At 64.9% G+C, this 15,277-nt stretch carries 8 protein-coding genes and 1 pseudogene; 8 read left to right on the forward strand and 1 reads right to left on the reverse strand.

Features of this window, described 5'->3' with window-relative positions:
• The first annotated feature begins 296 nt into the window (after window positions 1-296).
• The 8 genes from F0Q34_RS20605 (at window position 297) to F0Q34_RS20640 (ending at window position 14,953) form a co-directional block, all read left to right on the forward strand.
• Complete coding sequence (locus F0Q34_RS20605; RefSeq protein ID WP_149814260.1) at window positions 297-485, forward strand: type II toxin-antitoxin system Phd/YefM family antitoxin; 189 nt, start codon at window positions 297-299, stop codon at window positions 483-485.
• Between the two features lie 109 nt (window positions 486-594).
• Entirely contained in the window at window positions 595-1,053 is a 459-nt protein-coding gene (brxF, locus tag F0Q34_RS20610) for a BREX-3 system P-loop-containing protein BrxF (RefSeq protein WP_149814261.1), read from the forward strand.
• A gap of 13 nt (window positions 1,054-1,066) precedes the next feature.
• Window positions 1,067-4,798: a DUF6079 family protein gene (locus F0Q34_RS20615; protein ID WP_206668113.1), complete on the forward strand. Its 3,732-nt coding sequence runs from the start codon at window positions 1,067-1,069 to the stop codon at window positions 4,796-4,798.
• Window positions 4,799-4,800: 2 nt separating this feature from the next.
• The gene (locus tag F0Q34_RS20620; RefSeq protein WP_149814262.1) at window positions 4,801-6,678 is read left to right on the forward strand and encodes an RNA-binding domain-containing protein; all 1,878 of its coding nucleotides are present in this window, start codon (window positions 4,801-4,803) and stop codon (window positions 6,676-6,678) included.
• Entirely contained in the window at window positions 6,671-9,436 is a 2,766-nt protein-coding gene (locus F0Q34_RS20625; RefSeq protein ID WP_149814263.1) for a DNA methyltransferase, read from the forward strand. The genes F0Q34_RS20620 and F0Q34_RS20625 overlap by 8 nt, the downstream gene beginning before the upstream one ends.
• Window positions 9,437-9,504: 68 nt before the next feature.
• A complete protein-coding gene (locus F0Q34_RS20630) occupies window positions 9,505-12,246 on the forward strand; it encodes a DEAD/DEAH box helicase (protein ID WP_206668114.1) in 2,742 nt (913 codons plus the stop codon).
• Window positions 12,243-14,237 (forward strand): BREX-3 system phosphatase PglZ, encoded by a 1,995-nt coding sequence (gene pglZ / locus F0Q34_RS20635; RefSeq protein ID WP_149814264.1) that lies wholly within the window; start codon window positions 12,243-12,245, stop codon window positions 14,235-14,237. Before F0Q34_RS20630 ends, pglZ begins: the two co-directional genes overlap by 4 nt.
• Window positions 14,234-14,953 (forward strand): hypothetical protein, encoded by a 720-nt coding sequence (locus F0Q34_RS20640; protein ID WP_149814265.1) that lies wholly within the window; start codon window positions 14,234-14,236, stop codon window positions 14,951-14,953. Before pglZ ends, F0Q34_RS20640 begins: the two co-directional genes overlap by 4 nt.
• Before the next feature lie 81 nt (window positions 14,954-15,034).
• On the opposite strand, the pseudogene F0Q34_RS22200 reads toward F0Q34_RS20640, so the two are convergent.
• Window positions 15,035-15,277 (reverse strand): annotated as a pseudogene (locus F0Q34_RS22200) (hypothetical protein); the annotation flags it as partial.

Raw genomic sequence — 15,277 nt, forward strand, 5'->3', positions numbered from 1 at the left:
GACAGGTCTCCCCTTAGGTCAACAAGCCTGCCCGAAAACTCTCACAAAGGGTGGGCCAGTTTTCCGGTCTAGGGTCAGAGGCACCGAAATCTGTGAGACTGTCCTCTTGCCTCGGCACCAGCAGGCAATTCTGCTAGCCGTCGTTGCGCTCTTCATGAGCGAACCAGTACCTGCCAACCAGCTGCTGCCGCGTGCCTGCAAGTCACCCTATGCGCCCGATGTCCGGTCTGCTCATCCCAGAACAATTGAAATTTTGGCCATTTTGGCCTATAATCATTTTATATCCGGAGTGGTCCATGAAGACACTGACTGCCAAGGAGGCGAAGTACGGGTTTGGCCGGCTGATCGACCTCGCCCGGACCGAGCCACTGATCGTTGCCAAACACGGACGACCAGTCGTCGTGGTGATGGCCTTTGAGGAGTTTGATCGGCTCAAAGCAATCGAAGTGGGTTGCGTACCTGCGCCAGCCCAGCCCAAATCCTGAAGATGATGCCTCTCGATCGATTCGTGCCGTCCTACTTTCCGAAGAGGCTTGTGCCGGCGACCGAGGTCGCACGTGGTTGGGATTGTCAGCTGTTTTCAAGATGCGAACTGTGATCGACGGCCTTGAGCGCCTAGTCGACGATATCGCGCGCTTGAACAGCAAGCTCGTGCTCCTCGTCGGTCCTCCGGGATCCGGCAAGAGCAAGCTGCTGGGGCAGCTTTCCGCGCGCCGGAATGCTCCCATCGTGCGGCTGGGCGAGGATCTCGGCCGCCTCCTCGTCCCACTGCCCGCGTCCCAACGGCACCTCATGGCTCCCGACCTGCTGAAGGAACTGGCCGGTGAGGCGGTCGGCCGTGACCTGCTGCTCTGGGACAACATAGAGCTCCTCTTCGACCGGACCCTGCGGCTCAGTCCCCTGGACCTGATGAGGCGGCACTCCCACGGGCGCCGTGTCGTCGCCGCTTGGCCGGGAGAGCTGCGGGACGGGCGTCTGGTCTACGCAGTGCCGGGTCACCCCGAGCACCAGAACCACGGCACGGAAGGGTGGGTGCCGTTTAATGTTGGTTAGTAGGAAAGACCGGATGTCGATGCGCTATGGCGACCTGATCCAGTTCGAGCCGATCGAGTCGGTCATCCAGCTTCTGGACGCCAACCGCCCGGACGAGGCGCAGAAGCTGGTATCGACCTACGTGATCTCGGACGACATGGCTGAGCGGATCGCGAAGCTCATCGTTCCGCAGCTCTCGTTCGACGAGGCGGTGGACCACAAGGGGGTGCTTGTCGTCGGGAACTACGGCACCGGCAAGTCGCATCTCATGTCGGTACTCTCGCTGGTGGCCGAAGACGCTACGTACGTCCCGATGATCCGCCATCCTAAGGTCGCCGAGGCTGCCTCCGCGATCGCCGGAAAGTTCAAGGTGCACCGCATCGAGATCTCGAGTCAGATGTCGCTGCGGGACATTGTCACGCAGCAACTCGAGATCTTCCTGGAGAAGCACGGAGTAAGCTACGTCTTCCCGCCGGCCGACAAGGTGATCAACAACAAGGCTGCCTTCGAGGAGATGATGGCGGCTTTCGCCGAGCACCACCCCGGGCAGGGCGTCCTCCTCGTCGTCGACGAATTTCTCGAGTATCTGCGGTCCCGGAGAGACCACGACCTCGTCCTCGATCTGTCTTTCCTGCGGGAAATCGGCGAGGTGACAAAGCATCTGAGGTTCCGTTTCGTTGCCGGCGTCCAGGAGGCGGTCTTCGACAGCAGCCGCTTCCAGCACGTGGCCGACAGCCTGCGCCGCGTGAAGGACCGCTTTACGCAGATCCTGCTCGCCCGGCAGGACGTCAGCTTCGTCGTAGCGGAGCGTCTTCTGAAGAAGTCCGCGGACCAGCAGGAGCGGATCCGGGCCTACCTGACGCCGTTCTCCAAGTTCTATGGGTCCATGAACGAACGCATGGACGACTACGTGCGGCTGTTCCCGGTGCATCCCGACTACATCGGGACGTTCGAGCGCCTGGTCTTCGCCGAGAAGCGGGGCGCGCTGGTCACCCTCCGCGACCAGATCCAGGACATCCTGGACGACGAGGTGCCGGGCGACCGGCCGGGGCTGATCGGCTACGATCGCTTCTGGGACACAATCACGGCCAACTCGGTCCTCCGCGCCGACCCCAGCATCGGGCCGGTACTGAAGGTTTCCGAGGTCCTGTCCGAACGGGTGAGGAAGACCTTCACCCGCCCCGCCTACCGGCCCATGGCGCTGCGGATCATCAACGGCCTCTCGGTGCACCGGCTGACCACCGGGGGGGACATCTACGTGCCCTTGGGGCCAACTGCCGCCGAGCTGCGGGACACGCTCTGCCTGTTCCAGCCAAGCATCGAAGCGATGGGCGGAGACCCTGATGCCGACCTACTTTCCCTGGTGCAGACCGTCCTCCGCGAGACGCTGAAGACCGTCAACGGCCAATTCATCTCCAGGGCGCCCGACACCGACCAGTACTTCCTCGACCTAAAGAAGGACGTCGATTACGACGCCCAGGTCGAGAAGCGGGCCGAAGCGCTTTCGGACGACGCGCTCGACCGCGCCTACTTCAGCGCGGTCCGCCAGCTCATGGAGCGCACGGACGAGACCACCTACGTCGCTGGCCATCAGATCTGGCAGTACCAGATCGAGTGGCAGGAGCGCCGCGTCGAGCGCATCGGCTACCTCTTCTTCGGCGCGCCGAACGACCGGCCGACGGCGCAGCCTGAGCGCGACTTCTACATCTACTTCATCCAACCATTCGAGCCGCCGCGCTTCCGCGACGAGCACAAAGCCGACGAGGTGTTCTTCCGGCTAAAGGGCCTCGACGACGCGATCAGGCGGCACCTGTCCTGCTACGCCGCCGCGCAGGATCTCGCGTCGACCGCCAGCGGTGCCGCCAAGAGCGTCTACCTCGACAAGGCGAACAACGCCCTGCGCGAGATGGGCAAGTGGCTGCAAGAAAAGCAGATGGTGGCCTACGAAGTCACCTACCAGGGTAAGACCCGGACCCTGCAGGAGTGGACCAAGGGAATCTCGCTGCGAGACAAGGCGCGGCTGCGGCCCGACGAACGCATCAACTTCCGCGACGTGGTGAACGTGATCGCCGGCGTGGCGCTGGGCAACCGGTTCGCCGAGGTTGCCCCCGAATATCCGACGTTCGCTGCGCTGCTGACCGAGGCGAACCGGAAACAGCTCGTCGGGAACGCACTGCGCACCCTCGCTGGCGGGCCCCGCACCAAGGACGCGGCGGTCATCCTGGACGGCCTCGAAATGCTAGACGGCGATCGTCTCGACCCAGGACGGTCCCGCTACGCGCAGGAGGTTCTCTCGCGTCTGAAGGTGAAGGGGCACGGGCAGGTGCTGAACCGCGGCGAGCTGCTGAGCGGTGGCGCCGACGTCGAGTACTTCGCGCCGCTCAGGTTTCGGCTCGAGCCCGATCTGCTCGTCGCGGTGCTGGGCGCACTGGTCTACTCGGGCGACGTCGTGCTGGCGGTAACCGGCGATAAGATCGATTCCGGTAAGATCGCGCTGCTCGTCGAGCGGCCGCTCGACGAGCTCCGGCAGTTCAAGCATGTCGAGTCCCCCCGGGAGATCAACGTTGCCGTCCTTCGTGCGCTGTTCGAAATGCTCGGCCTCCCGCCGGGTCTCGCGCAGCAGGCTGCGCAGGGGTCCGACGAGCCGGTCAAGCGGCTGCAGGAGGAGGTCACCAAGCTAACGCGGCGCGTGCTCGCCGCGACCACTGACATGGCCGGGCGGCTGAGCTTCTGGGGGCAGCCGCTCCTGCGCGAGAACGAGCTCGCCGACTGGCGGGCGAAGCTGGACGCGCTGAAGGCCTTCGCGGAAAGCCTGTCGCCGTACAACACGGTAGGCAAGCTCAAGAACCTGCGCGTCGGGTCCGACGACGTGGCAGCGCAAAAGAAGAACCTGGAGGCGCTGGACGCCGTCGAGCGCATGCTGGAGCTCGTCGCGGAACTGGGCACCGCGGCCGGCTACCTCTCGCAGGCGGAGATGGTGCTGGCGGGCGATCACCCGTGGGTGCAGGTGGCGCAGGCCGCGCGGAAGCAGGTGTTCGAGCGGCTCGCGGTCGACCGAACGGCACAGCACGCGGGCGAGTATCGTCAGACCCTGGCTCGGCTGAAGAAGGACTACATCGCTGCCTACGTCGGGCAGCACAGCAAGGCGCGGCTCGGGGTCACGGAGGACAAAACCAAGTCCGCCCTGCGCAAGGGTCCCCGGTTGATCGCCATGCGGGCGCTCGCGGGCATCTCACTGATGCCGACCAGTCAGCTCATTGGCTTTGAGGAGAAGCTCGACAAGCTCAAGAGCTGCGCTTCGCTGGTGGACGCGGACCTCGCAGCCAGCCCCGTTTGCCCACACTGCAACTTCCGCCCGGCAAACGAGCAGGCCGATATGCTCCCGGTTACGACCACGCTGAAGCAGCTGGACAGCGAACTCGACCGGTTGCTCGACGGGTGGCAGCAGACGCTGCTGGACAACCTGGAAGACCCGATCATCCAGGCGAACTTCGACCTGCTCAAGCCCGCGACGCGGAAGCTGATCGACGGGTTCATCGCTTCGAAGGCGCTTCCCGATCCGGTGGACCCAGACTTCATCGCGGCGGCCCAGGAAGCGCTATCGGGTCTCGAAAAGATCCCCGTAACCGGCGAGGAGATCAAGCAGGTACTGCTCCAGGGCGGATCGCCCGCCACGCCTGAGGACCTGCGCAAGCGCTTCGAAGCGTTCCTGAGCGACCGGTGCAAGGGCAAGGACGCCAGCAAGCTGCGATTCGTGGTGGAATAGCCATGACCCGTGACGAGTTGCTAGAGAAGCTCCAGTCAATCGAATGGGGCGACGTAGAGTTCAAGGAAGCCGCCTTCGCAGTGCCGAAGGATGCCTTTTCGACCGTGAGCGCGTTCGCGAACACATCGGGCGGCTACCTCGTGTTCGGCGTGAAAGAAACGCGAGGTTCCTTCTCGGTCACCGGCGTCATTGAGGCGGACAAGGTCCAGAACGATTTCCTCGGTCAGATGCACGATCTGAACAAGGTCAGCGTACGACTGCCGGTCCGTCCTTACCTGCACAACCTGCCGGAAGGCACAGTGCTGGCCTTCTGGATCCCAGAAGCCGAACGCCGTGCGAAGCCGGTCTACATTGATCGAGACCCGCGCAAAGCATTCATCCGTCGTGGCAGCCGCGATGACACATGCAACGGCGACGAGCTGCTCCGCTTCATCCGGGATGGCGCCGCCGAGCGCTTCGACGCCGAGCCGCTGGATCTGGATATCGCGCAGTGCTTCGACGCAGCCTCGCTGCGCTGGTACCGGGCGCGCTTCAGCGCAAGCAACCCAGGGAAGGGCGAGGCCGACGACGACGTGGCCTTCCTGCGCAGGTGGGGCTTCTTGGTCGAACGCGCCGGCGCCCTGCTGCCAACCCGAGCGGCGATCCTTACGTTGGGCGCGGACGGCTACTTCCGTCAGATCCTTCCTCGCATGGCGGTGGACCTGCAGCTGTATCGGAGCCGCGTCGACGACTACTCCCCGAGCGTCCGCTGGGCGGACCGCGTGACCTGCGAAGAGAACCTGATCCAGACCTGGCAGAGCATCGTCGGCTTCTACTTCAGGCACAGCGAGCGCCCGTTCTCGGTCGACGCGGCGACCCTTCGACGCGACGACGACCCCGCGGATTACGTGTCCTTCCGTGAGGCGGCCATCAACCTGCTCATCCACCAGGACTTCTCCGACCACACGCGGCTCCCGGTGATCAGATTATTTCGCAATCAGACAGAGTTCTTTAATCCGGGCGACGCGTTCTCTCCGAAGGAAAAGCTGTTGGACCCCGGCGACAAGGAAGTCCGCAACCCGAGCGTCGTGAACGCCTTCCGGCGCATCGGCCTATCCGACCAGGGCGGCACCGGGATCGGCGCGATCTTCAGCGGTTGGCGGAGCCTCGGCTATCTTCCGCCGGAGATCGACAACGACAAAGCGGACAAGACCTTCCGGCTTACGATGCGGAAGGAGAAGCTGATCACCGAGGAGCAACTCCTGGCCCAAGCGAGCCTCGGTGCCATCCTCTCCGAGCACGAGGCGGCGGTCTTCGCGTACCTCACCCATCGCGGCCAAATCGATCTTACTGACGTCAAGGCGCTCACGGGCCTGACCACTGCTGTGGCTAGGGGGGTAGTCGAACGCTTGGTCGCCCAGGTTCTGGTGGAGCCCCTCGATACCGGTGGAACCCATTTCACGTTGCCCGTCCATCTCCGCTCGCGCTACGGGCCCGCGCCGGCCGACGTGGAGCCGGAGAACCAAGGGGGCGCGGGTGGGGACACGGCGGGGCGGTCGGCGACCGAACAAGGCACCGAACAAGCTGACAGAAGCCAGCCCCATCTTGTTCGGTCACTTGATCGGTTGACTGAGGGTCAGTGGCGCGTCGTCGAGCATGCCGACGTGCCCCGGAGCCTTGCCGACCTCATGGCGCGGGTAGGCTACAAGCAGCGTCCGCACTTCGTGGCGCAATACCTTGAGCCGCTTCTCCAAGCACGCGTGCTGCGAATGACCGTACCTGACAGACCCCGATCGCCGAACCAGCAGTATGTGCTGACGGCAGCCGGAATCAAGCTCCGAGCGATGCGCGCAGACCGCCAGCCCATGGCGCGCCCCACAGACGAGGCTGATAATGAATGAGATCCTGATCGCTCACCCTGGTGCCACAAGTGCGGTGACATGTCTTGGGTTGACGTTCCCGAGCGATGCCGCCCGCCGCGAGCACTTCCGGAAGCTACTGTCTGAGAAGCTCAAGGATCCGGGGTTCCGCCGGCAGGAAGGCTTTCCGAAGGGGACTGACGAGGCAATCCTCGCCATGTCGGATCCGCCCTACTACACGGCATGTCCCAACCCCTGGCTGGCCGAGTTCGTACAGCACCACGGAAAGCCCTTCAATCCCTCCCAGCCGTACGCGCGTGAGCCGATGGCGATCGACGTGTCTGTCGGCAAGACGGACCCGATCTACAAGGCGCACTCATACCACACCAAAGTGCCGCACCTCGCCATCGTACCGTCAATCCTGCATTTCACGGAACCGGGTGACATCGTGCTTGACGGCTTCGCTGGATCCGGCATGACCGGCGTGGCGGCGCAGTGGTGCGGCACTGCGCCCGCCATCTATCGCCAGCGGCTCGAGATGGAGTGGAAGAAGGCCGGCCAACCAGCGCCCCAATGGGGTCCAAGGAAGGTCGTACTAAACGACCTATCTCCTGCGGCCACCTTTATCGCCGCCAACTACAATCTCCCGTTCGACGTGGAAGCCTTCGCAAAGGCCGGCAAGAAGCTCCTTGCTGAGGTCGAACGTGAGATCGGTTGGATGTACGAGACGCTCCATACCGACCGGAAGACTAAGGGGCGGATCGAGTACACGGTCTGGAGCGAGATCTTCAGCTGCCCAGAGTGCGCGGGCGAGGTGAATTTCCTTGAAGAGGCGCTCGAGGAGGATAGCAAGCGAACGCGAGACACCTTCCCCTGCCCGCACTGCAGCGCCGAACTGAACAAGGATCGGCTAGAGCGTGTGTTCGAGACACGTACTGACCCAGCTACGGGCAAACCATGGAAGCGCGTAAAATTTCGGCCTGCACTGGTCGCGTACTCGGTGGGCAAGTCTCGCTACGAGAAGCAGCCCGATGCTGCCGACTTGGCGACTATTGATCGTATCAACGCGTTACCACTTCCCGCTTCCGTCCCGACCGCAGCTTTTCCAGTTGCCGAAATGTACCACGGATCGCGGCTTGCTCCGAAAGGGTTCACGCACGTCCACCACCTCTTCTTGCCCCGTGCAGCGCAAGCTATGGGCATGCTGTGGGAGAAAGCGAATACATATCCAGACCTGCGTATCCGGGCATCATTGATTTTCATGGTGGAGCAGGCTCTCTGGACGGCGTCGATCCTGAACCGTTTTCGGCCAACAGGCTTCTCACAGGTGAATCAGTATCTCACGGGTGTCTACTACGTCGCATCGCAGCATGCAGAATGCAGTCCATGGTATATCTTGAACGGGAAGCTTGGGCGGCTTTCGAAAACTTTCGAGGCCTTTCGTTGTCGCGTCGGGAACGCGGCTGTCAGTTCGGGGACGGCTGCTGCGCTCCCAATGCCTGACAGCTGCGTAGATTATGTCTTCACAGACCCACCTTTCGGCGAGAATATCTACTATGCAGATTTGAATTTGCTCGTCGAAGCTTGGCATGGCGTCACGACAGACGCAAAGCCTGAGGCCATCATTGACCGGTTCAAGAATAAGGCGCTCCCAGAGTACCAGCATCTGATGCAGCGCTGCTTCGCCGAGTATCACCGCGTTCTAAAGCCTGGCCGCTGGATGACTGTGGTCTTCTCAAACAGCAAAGCCTCGGTATGGAACGCAATACAGGTCGCGCTGCAGCAAGCCGGCTTTGTCGTCGCCGAGGTCACCGCGCTCGACAAGGTGCAAGGTAGTTACCGCCAGGTCACCTCGACCACCGCCGTGAAGCAGGACCTTGTGATCTCCGCGTACAAGCCCGATCGCGCGCTTGAGCAGCGGCTCACCGAACGCGGAGCAGCCCCGGAATCGGCTTGGGACTTTGTTGCGGCGCATCTGCGCCAACTTCCTGTCGCCAAGACAAAGGACAGTGTCCTGGAATTCGTCGTCGAACGCGATCCACGCCGAATCTACGACCGCATGGTGGCCTGGTTCGTCCGACACGACCTTCCCGTCCCGCTCTCGACCGAGGAGTTCCTGGACGGACTGCGGCGGCGCTATCCAGACCGGGACGGCATGGCGTTCCTGCCGGAGCAAGTGACCGAGTACGACCGTAGGCGGGCGCAAGCGGCGCAGGCGCCGCAGGTCGAGCTCTTTGTGTCCGACGAGCGCTCGGCCATCGATTGGCTGACCGACTTGCTGCGCAAGCGACCGTCCACCTACCAGGAGATCCACCCCGACTTCACTGTCCAGCTGGGCGCGGGGTGGCGCAAGCACGAGGAGAAACCGGAGCTCTCGCTGCTGCTCGACAATAACTTTCTACGCTACGAAGGGCGCGACGACGTGCCGAGCCAGATCCACAGCTACCTGTCGCACAGCTTCAGGGAGATGCGTGGCCTGGAGAAGTCCGATCCGCGTCTGAAGGCCAAGGCGAAGGACCGCTGGTACGTGCCAGACCCCGGCAAGGCGAAGGATCTCGAACAGAAGCGTGAGAAGGCTCTGCTGAAGGAGTTCGAGGCGTATCGCGCCGCCGCCGGACGCAGGCTCAGGGAGTTCCGGCTCGAGGTCCTGCGCACGGGCTTCAAGGCGGCGTGGTCGGCCAAGGATTACAAGACCATCATCGGCGTCGCGCAGAAGATCCCTGAAGAGGCACTGCAGGAGGACGAGAAGCTCCTCCTCTGGTACGACCAAGCGCTCACCCGCGCTGAGGTCGGTGGGTGACCAAGCCAGGGGGCGGATACGCACTCGGCGACTGGTGCTGGCATGATCGACATGCCGCACCTTGCCGAGTGATTGAGCGGGAGGAGATCTGGGGCGATGTCGCTTACCGGGTCTGGCTGCCCGGTCGAGACGCCGTCGTCCGAGCCCGTGAAAAGGATCTCGTGTCCCTCGGCTCCGTCCAGCCCACCGTCGAGCACGTCCTGCACACCGCCGCGGCGGCGCGGCTGCTCGACGCGCTGGAGGACAACCTCCTGCTCGCGCCAGTCCAGTCCAGCGTGGTGCCGCTGCCACACCAGCTCTATGCGCTGAATCGTGCGATGGCGCGCCACCGGATCCGCTATCTCCTGGCGGATGAGGTGGGCCTCGGGAAGACGATCGAGGCCGGGCTGATCCTACGCGAGCTGAAGCTCCGCGGAATGGCGAAGCGGATCCTCGTCGTCGCGCCCAAGGGGCTCGTGCGCCAGTGGCAGGCAGAGATGCGGCTGCACTTCGGCGAGAGTTTCCAATTCGTCGAACCGGCCGAGCTCTCCGCCTTCCGCCAGTGGCGCAGCGACGAGGAGAACCTCTGGCGGCTCCATGACCAAGTGATCTGCTCGCTCGATTCCGTAAAGCCCCTGGACGGGCGCCGCGGCTGGACCCTCGAGCAGCTCAGCACGTACAACCGAGAGCGCTTCGAGAACTTGATCTCGGCGTCGTGGGACCTGGTCATCATCGACGAAGCACATCGCATGGGTGGCAGCACGGACCAGGTCGCGCGGTATAAGCTCGGAGCGGCGCTAGCCGAGGCCGCACCCTACCTGCTCCTCCTGTCGGCGACGCCCCACCAGGGCAAGACCGACCAGTTTCATCGACTCATGCAGCTGCTCGACCGCGACTCCTTTCCCGACGAGAGCAGCGTGACAAGGGACCGAGTTCGGCCGTTTGTGATCCGGACGGAGAAGCGCGCCGCGATCGATGGGGAGGGCAGGCCCCTCTTCAAGCCGCGGATGACGAGGCTCCACCCCGTAGCTTGGCAGGGCCGCCATGCGGCCCAGAGGAGACTCTACGAGGCGATCACCGAATACGTCCGCCACGGCTACAACCAGGCTCTAGCCGCGAAGCAGCGGCACGTTGGATTCCTCATGATCCTCATGCAGAGGCTGGTGACGTCGAGCACCGGGGCCATCCGAGCGACTCTCGAAAAGCGCCTGGCGCTGCTGAACCAGCCGCAGCTCCAGCCGTCCCTGTTTGAGACCGCCGACGTCGACGAGTGGGCGGAGCTGGACGGCCAAGCGCAGGTCGATTTGGCTGTCGAGGCGAGGGGTTGGCAAACGGAGAAGGCGGAGGTCGAGGTGCTCCTCGAGCTCGCCCGCTCGACTGAGGCCCAGGGGACCGACGCGAAGGCCGAGACGCTGCTGGATCTCATCTACAAGCTCCAGCAGGAGGACGCGGACCCGCAGCTGAAGGTCCTCGTCTTCACGGAGTTTGTTCCGACGCAGACCATGCTTGCTGCGCTCCTGGAGACGCGCGGCTTTTCGGTCGCGACGCTCAACGGCGGCATGGATCTTGAGGCCCGCACGCGGGCGCAGCAGGCGTTCGCCCGCGACGTCAGGATTCTTGTCTCCACCGACGCCGGCGGCGAGGGGCTCAACCTCCAGTTCTGCCACGTGATCGTCAACTTCGACATGCCGTGGAACCCCATGCGGGTCGAGCAGCGCATCGGTCGCGTCGATCGCATCGGCCAGCCGCATGTGGTGCGCGCGATCAACTTGGTCCTGGAGGACACCGTCGAGCACCGGGTCCGCGAGGTTCTCGAGGCGAAGCTCGCCGTCATCGCCGAGGAGTTCGGCGTCGACAAGGCGGCGGACGTGATGGATTCGGTTGAGGCGGACGGGCTGTTCGACGAGCTGTTTGTGCATGGCCTTCAGAACCCCGACGCGATCGAAGCCGAGTGCAATGCGGTGGCGTCGCACCTCCGGTCGGCGGTCGCCGAGAGCCGCAGGAATGTCGACCTCCTCGCCGGCAACCAGGAGCTCGACGCGGAAGGCGCACGCAAGTGGCGGGACCACCCCGCGCAGTTCTGGCTCGAGCGGGCGATCACGACCGGCCTGCCGGGCAAGGGCGGCGCTGCGACCAAGGACGGCGATACGTGGCGTCTCCGCTGGGTCGATGGCAGCGAAACTGTCGGTGCGTGTTTCGACGCGCGCACCGCGGCGAGCCGGCCAGACGTGGAGTGGGTCACGCTCGAGGACGCGCGGGCCCGGGCGGTCGTCGCTGAGCTGCCCCGCTGCGTGGACGGTCAGCCGCTCCCGGTGGTCGAGGTCGGCGGGCTGCCTGATACCGTCAGGGGCGTGTGGTCCCTTTGGCAGATCGGTCTGTCGGCCGAGGGCTTCGGCAGGCGGCGCTTCCTGGCGGTCTTCGTGACCGATGAGGGACGCACATTCATGCCAACCGCGAGGCGGATCTGGGACCTCCTCGTCACCGAGCGCATCAGGCTGGTCGGGCTTTCCTCGGAGAAGGTCCCCGGCCGGCGGTTCCAAGACTCCAAGCGGGCGGCCGCCGCCAACGGTGAGCAGGTCTTCGCCGAGCTGGCGGAAGAGCACGCGGCCCGCATCCGCGAGGAGCGCGACCGCGCCTGCCACGCCTACGAAGTCAGGTATCAGGCCATCGGCCGCATCGGGCTCCCGAGTGTGCGCGAGTATCGCCGCAGGCGCCTGCGCGCGGAGCACGAGACCCGCATGGCGCGGCTCGACGCCGCCGAGATCCGCGTGCCCGACCTCCACTCCGTCTTAATGCTGCGCGTCGGCAGCCCGGCGGGGGACGCGTCGTGAGCGCGTGGACCGACCGGATCCTTCAGGAGTTCCCTACCGAGCTGGCCCGGTTCTGGATCGCCTGCGATCCTGACGACGTGCTGCTGGACGAGGGCGTGCTGCACAGCCTCCGGGAGAGGGGCTTCGAGGTCTTGCCGTTCGACGACTCCGTCGTCTTCCGCACGGAGTACGAGGAACGCTACCGGGATGCGTGGGACCGAGGAGAGGCGGGATCGGAGAAGGCACTGGTGCTGCAGCTGCGCGGAACCGACGTGCACACGCTGCCGTGGGATTACATCCGCCAAGCCCGCATAGTGAGCCTCAGCTTGGCCGATCTCTTCTCGAGACTGAGCTACGGTGTAGTGAGGCAGATCCCCTCGGAGCACCACGAGGCGATGTTCCAGGCGCAAAGCCGGCATGCGCCGCAGCCGCTGGGGGAGGCAGCGACCAAAGATTTTATCCTCACCCACGTCTTCCGGATCAGTCCCTACATGCTGGGCGGCCCGGATGACTTCTGGCGCGAGCTGCTGCGCCTGCACTACCGCGGAGCGAGCCTGCCGACGGTGCTAGCCGACCACGTCGCGCAGCTGTTGAAGGACACCGCGATCGGAGGTCTCCCGGTCGCCGATCTGCTCTCATCCCGAAGCTTTACACTGCGCGTCATGCAGGATGCCTGGCGCCGGTTCCTGCTCCAGCAAGGCATCGACGCTGGCAGCGGCCCGGACGCGGAAGCCGTGGAGCCGATTGCCATCGCGGTGCCGTTCGAGCACCCCGACGTCCGGGCGATCGTCGGCACGTTGTTCCTCGATGGCGGGCTTCGTCCGGTCGGTGTCGGGAGGCCGCCCGCCGGCGTGCCGGAATGGGTGAGGGTTGGGTTGGTCGAAGACCCGCACACGCAGGCAGACTTGGTGGGCCAGGGGGTTAGGCGCCTTGCCGCCAGTCTACCTTCGGCGGGGTCGTCCCACCGCGACTGGACTGACTTCGCGCGTCGCCTCGGGGAGCTGATCTTCCGCTTCCACTCCCTGAACGCGGATGCCGCGAAGCCGCTGGAGCAGCAGGTGAATCAACTACAGCGTGACGCCGACGATCGCCTGAGGCTCTGGCTCACGACGCATTTCGCGGACCTTCCGTCCCTCCCGGCCGCGAGGGGCCCGGTCATGGTCCACCACGTGCCGAGGTACCTCGCGCTGCGCCGCGCCGCCGGCGAGGTGCGCGTTGCGCTCGTGGTATTCGACGGCCTGGCCATGGACCAGTGGCTACAGGTCCGCGACCACTTGGCCGCGCGGGTCCGCGGCTTCGCCGTGGACGATGGCGCGTGCTTCGCGTGGCTCCCGACCCTGACCTCTGTTTCCCGGCAGGCCCTCTTTTCCGGCCTCCGCCCGCGCGAGTTCCCCACCTCCATCGACACCACGGCCCAGGAGCCGCAGCTGTGGGCGCGCTTCTGGCAGGAGAACGGCCTCCGCAGCTCGGAGGTGTGCTACGCGAAGGGGTTGAAGCGGACGGAGCAACTGGCCGACTTGGCCGTGGCAATATCCAAGCCGGGAATGAAGGTGGCCGGGATCGTCGTCGACATGGTCGACGAGCTGGTGCACGGGGCGATGCTCGGGAAGCGGGGCATCAGCGGCCAGATCGCCGCATGGTGCGACACCGGGTTTGTCGAAGGCCTCGTCCGCTTGCTCGCCGCGCACGGCTACCAGGTCTACCTGACGGCCGACCACGGGAACGTGGAGGCCGAAGGAATGGGGCGGCTCAGCCAGGGCGTAGTGTCCGAGGTCAAGGGCGAGAGGGTTCGGACATACCGTAGCGACGCGTTAGCGGCGTCTGTCCCGCCGGAGCTCGACACCTTCCGTCTCGGCGTGCCCGGGCTACCTCCAGAAGTGTTGCCGGTGTACGCGGGCACTCGGAAGGCGTTCGTGCCGCGGGGGGAGCGGATCGTCGCTCACGGCGGACCATCGGTCGAGGAGCTCATAGTGCCGTTCGTGCGGGTGCAGGTTGCGGACGCCGATCAATGAGCGCGGCCGCCGCACAGATTGGCTTCGACCGTTTCGTCCCGCTCGAGCTGGCCGAGGCGGCTCTTCGCGTGAGCGCCGGGCTGGCGAGCCTCGGCGAGCTGACGGCGTTGCTGGACGCCGCGCATCCTAGCCTACCGGCCAAGAAGAAGACCCGGACGGTTCTGAACAGGCTGTGGCTCGAGCCGCGCCCGGACCTCCTCGACTTCACCGCGCGCGGGGCGCAGATTTATCGCGATGCGCCGTCCACGACGGCCGTCCCGTTGACCTGGGGTATGGCCCTGGCGACCTACAGCTTCTTCGGAAGGGTGGCTGAGATCGTCGGCCGGCTGACGGCGCTGCACGGCGACTGCAGGTCGGCGGAAGTCCACCGGCGGATGGCTGAGACCTACGGGGAGCGCGAGGGTACGCGCCGCATGACGAACATGGTGCTCCAGTCGCAGGCAAGCTGGGGGGCGATCAAAAAGTTGGACAACGGGAAGCGGATCACCCGCGCCCCTGCCATCGATTTGCACGGCTCGCCGGTCGCGGTGTGGCTCAGCGAAGCGTGCCTGCGGTATGCGGGGCGCGCGCTCCCGGTCGATGGCATCTCGTCGAGCCCGGTCATGTTCCCGTTCGCGCTGGGCGGCTCGGCCGCTTACCTCCTGTCGACATCGCCGGCCTTGGAAGTGCGAGGCGACGGTGCAGGCAATCGGGTCGTGGCCTTGGCGAACCCTTAAGTTCGGGGCATGATCTGCGCGGCGATGTCGCGCACCATGTTCCGGCGAATCGCCGCCTGCTCAGAGTTTCCAGACAGTCATTTATCCCTGATCCGACATCTGCGCCGGTCCTACCAGCATCCCGGTCAGCACAGTTCGCAACCGGTCCCGCCGCGCCGCGTGGAAGGCCGCGAAGCCCGTGAGGTCGTCCGGCACACTCCCAAGCAGATGCTTCTCTCGATAGTGCCGCGCCGATGATGGATCAGGATGCTGTTTGGCCAGCCACTCGCCGGGCATGGCGGTGCGTGACCCTAGACCGGAAAACTGGCCCACCCTTTGTGAGAG

The organism is Teichococcus oryzae (genome assembly GCF_008386565.1).
GTDB lineage: Bacteria > Pseudomonadota > Alphaproteobacteria > Acetobacterales > Acetobacteraceae > Pseudoroseomonas > Pseudoroseomonas oryzae.

What these genes read in the sequence shown, in the direction of transcription:
- F0Q34_RS20605 (WP_149814260.1), top strand. Translation starts at nt 297, where the DNA reads ATGAAGACACTGACTGCCAAGGAGGCGAAGTACGGGTTTGGCCGGCTG.
- F0Q34_RS20615 (WP_206668113.1), top strand. Translation starts at nt 1,067, where the DNA reads ATGTCGATGCGCTATGGCGACCTGATCCAGTTCGAGCCGATCGAGTCG.
- F0Q34_RS20620 (WP_149814262.1), top strand. Translation starts at nt 4,801, where the DNA reads ATGACCCGTGACGAGTTGCTAGAGAAGCTCCAGTCAATCGAATGGGGC.
- F0Q34_RS20625 (WP_149814263.1), top strand. Translation starts at nt 6,671, where the DNA reads ATGAATGAGATCCTGATCGCTCACCCTGGTGCCACAAGTGCGGTGACA.
- F0Q34_RS20640 (WP_149814265.1), top strand. Translation starts at nt 14,234, where the DNA reads ATGAGCGCGGCCGCCGCACAGATTGGCTTCGACCGTTTCGTCCCGCTC.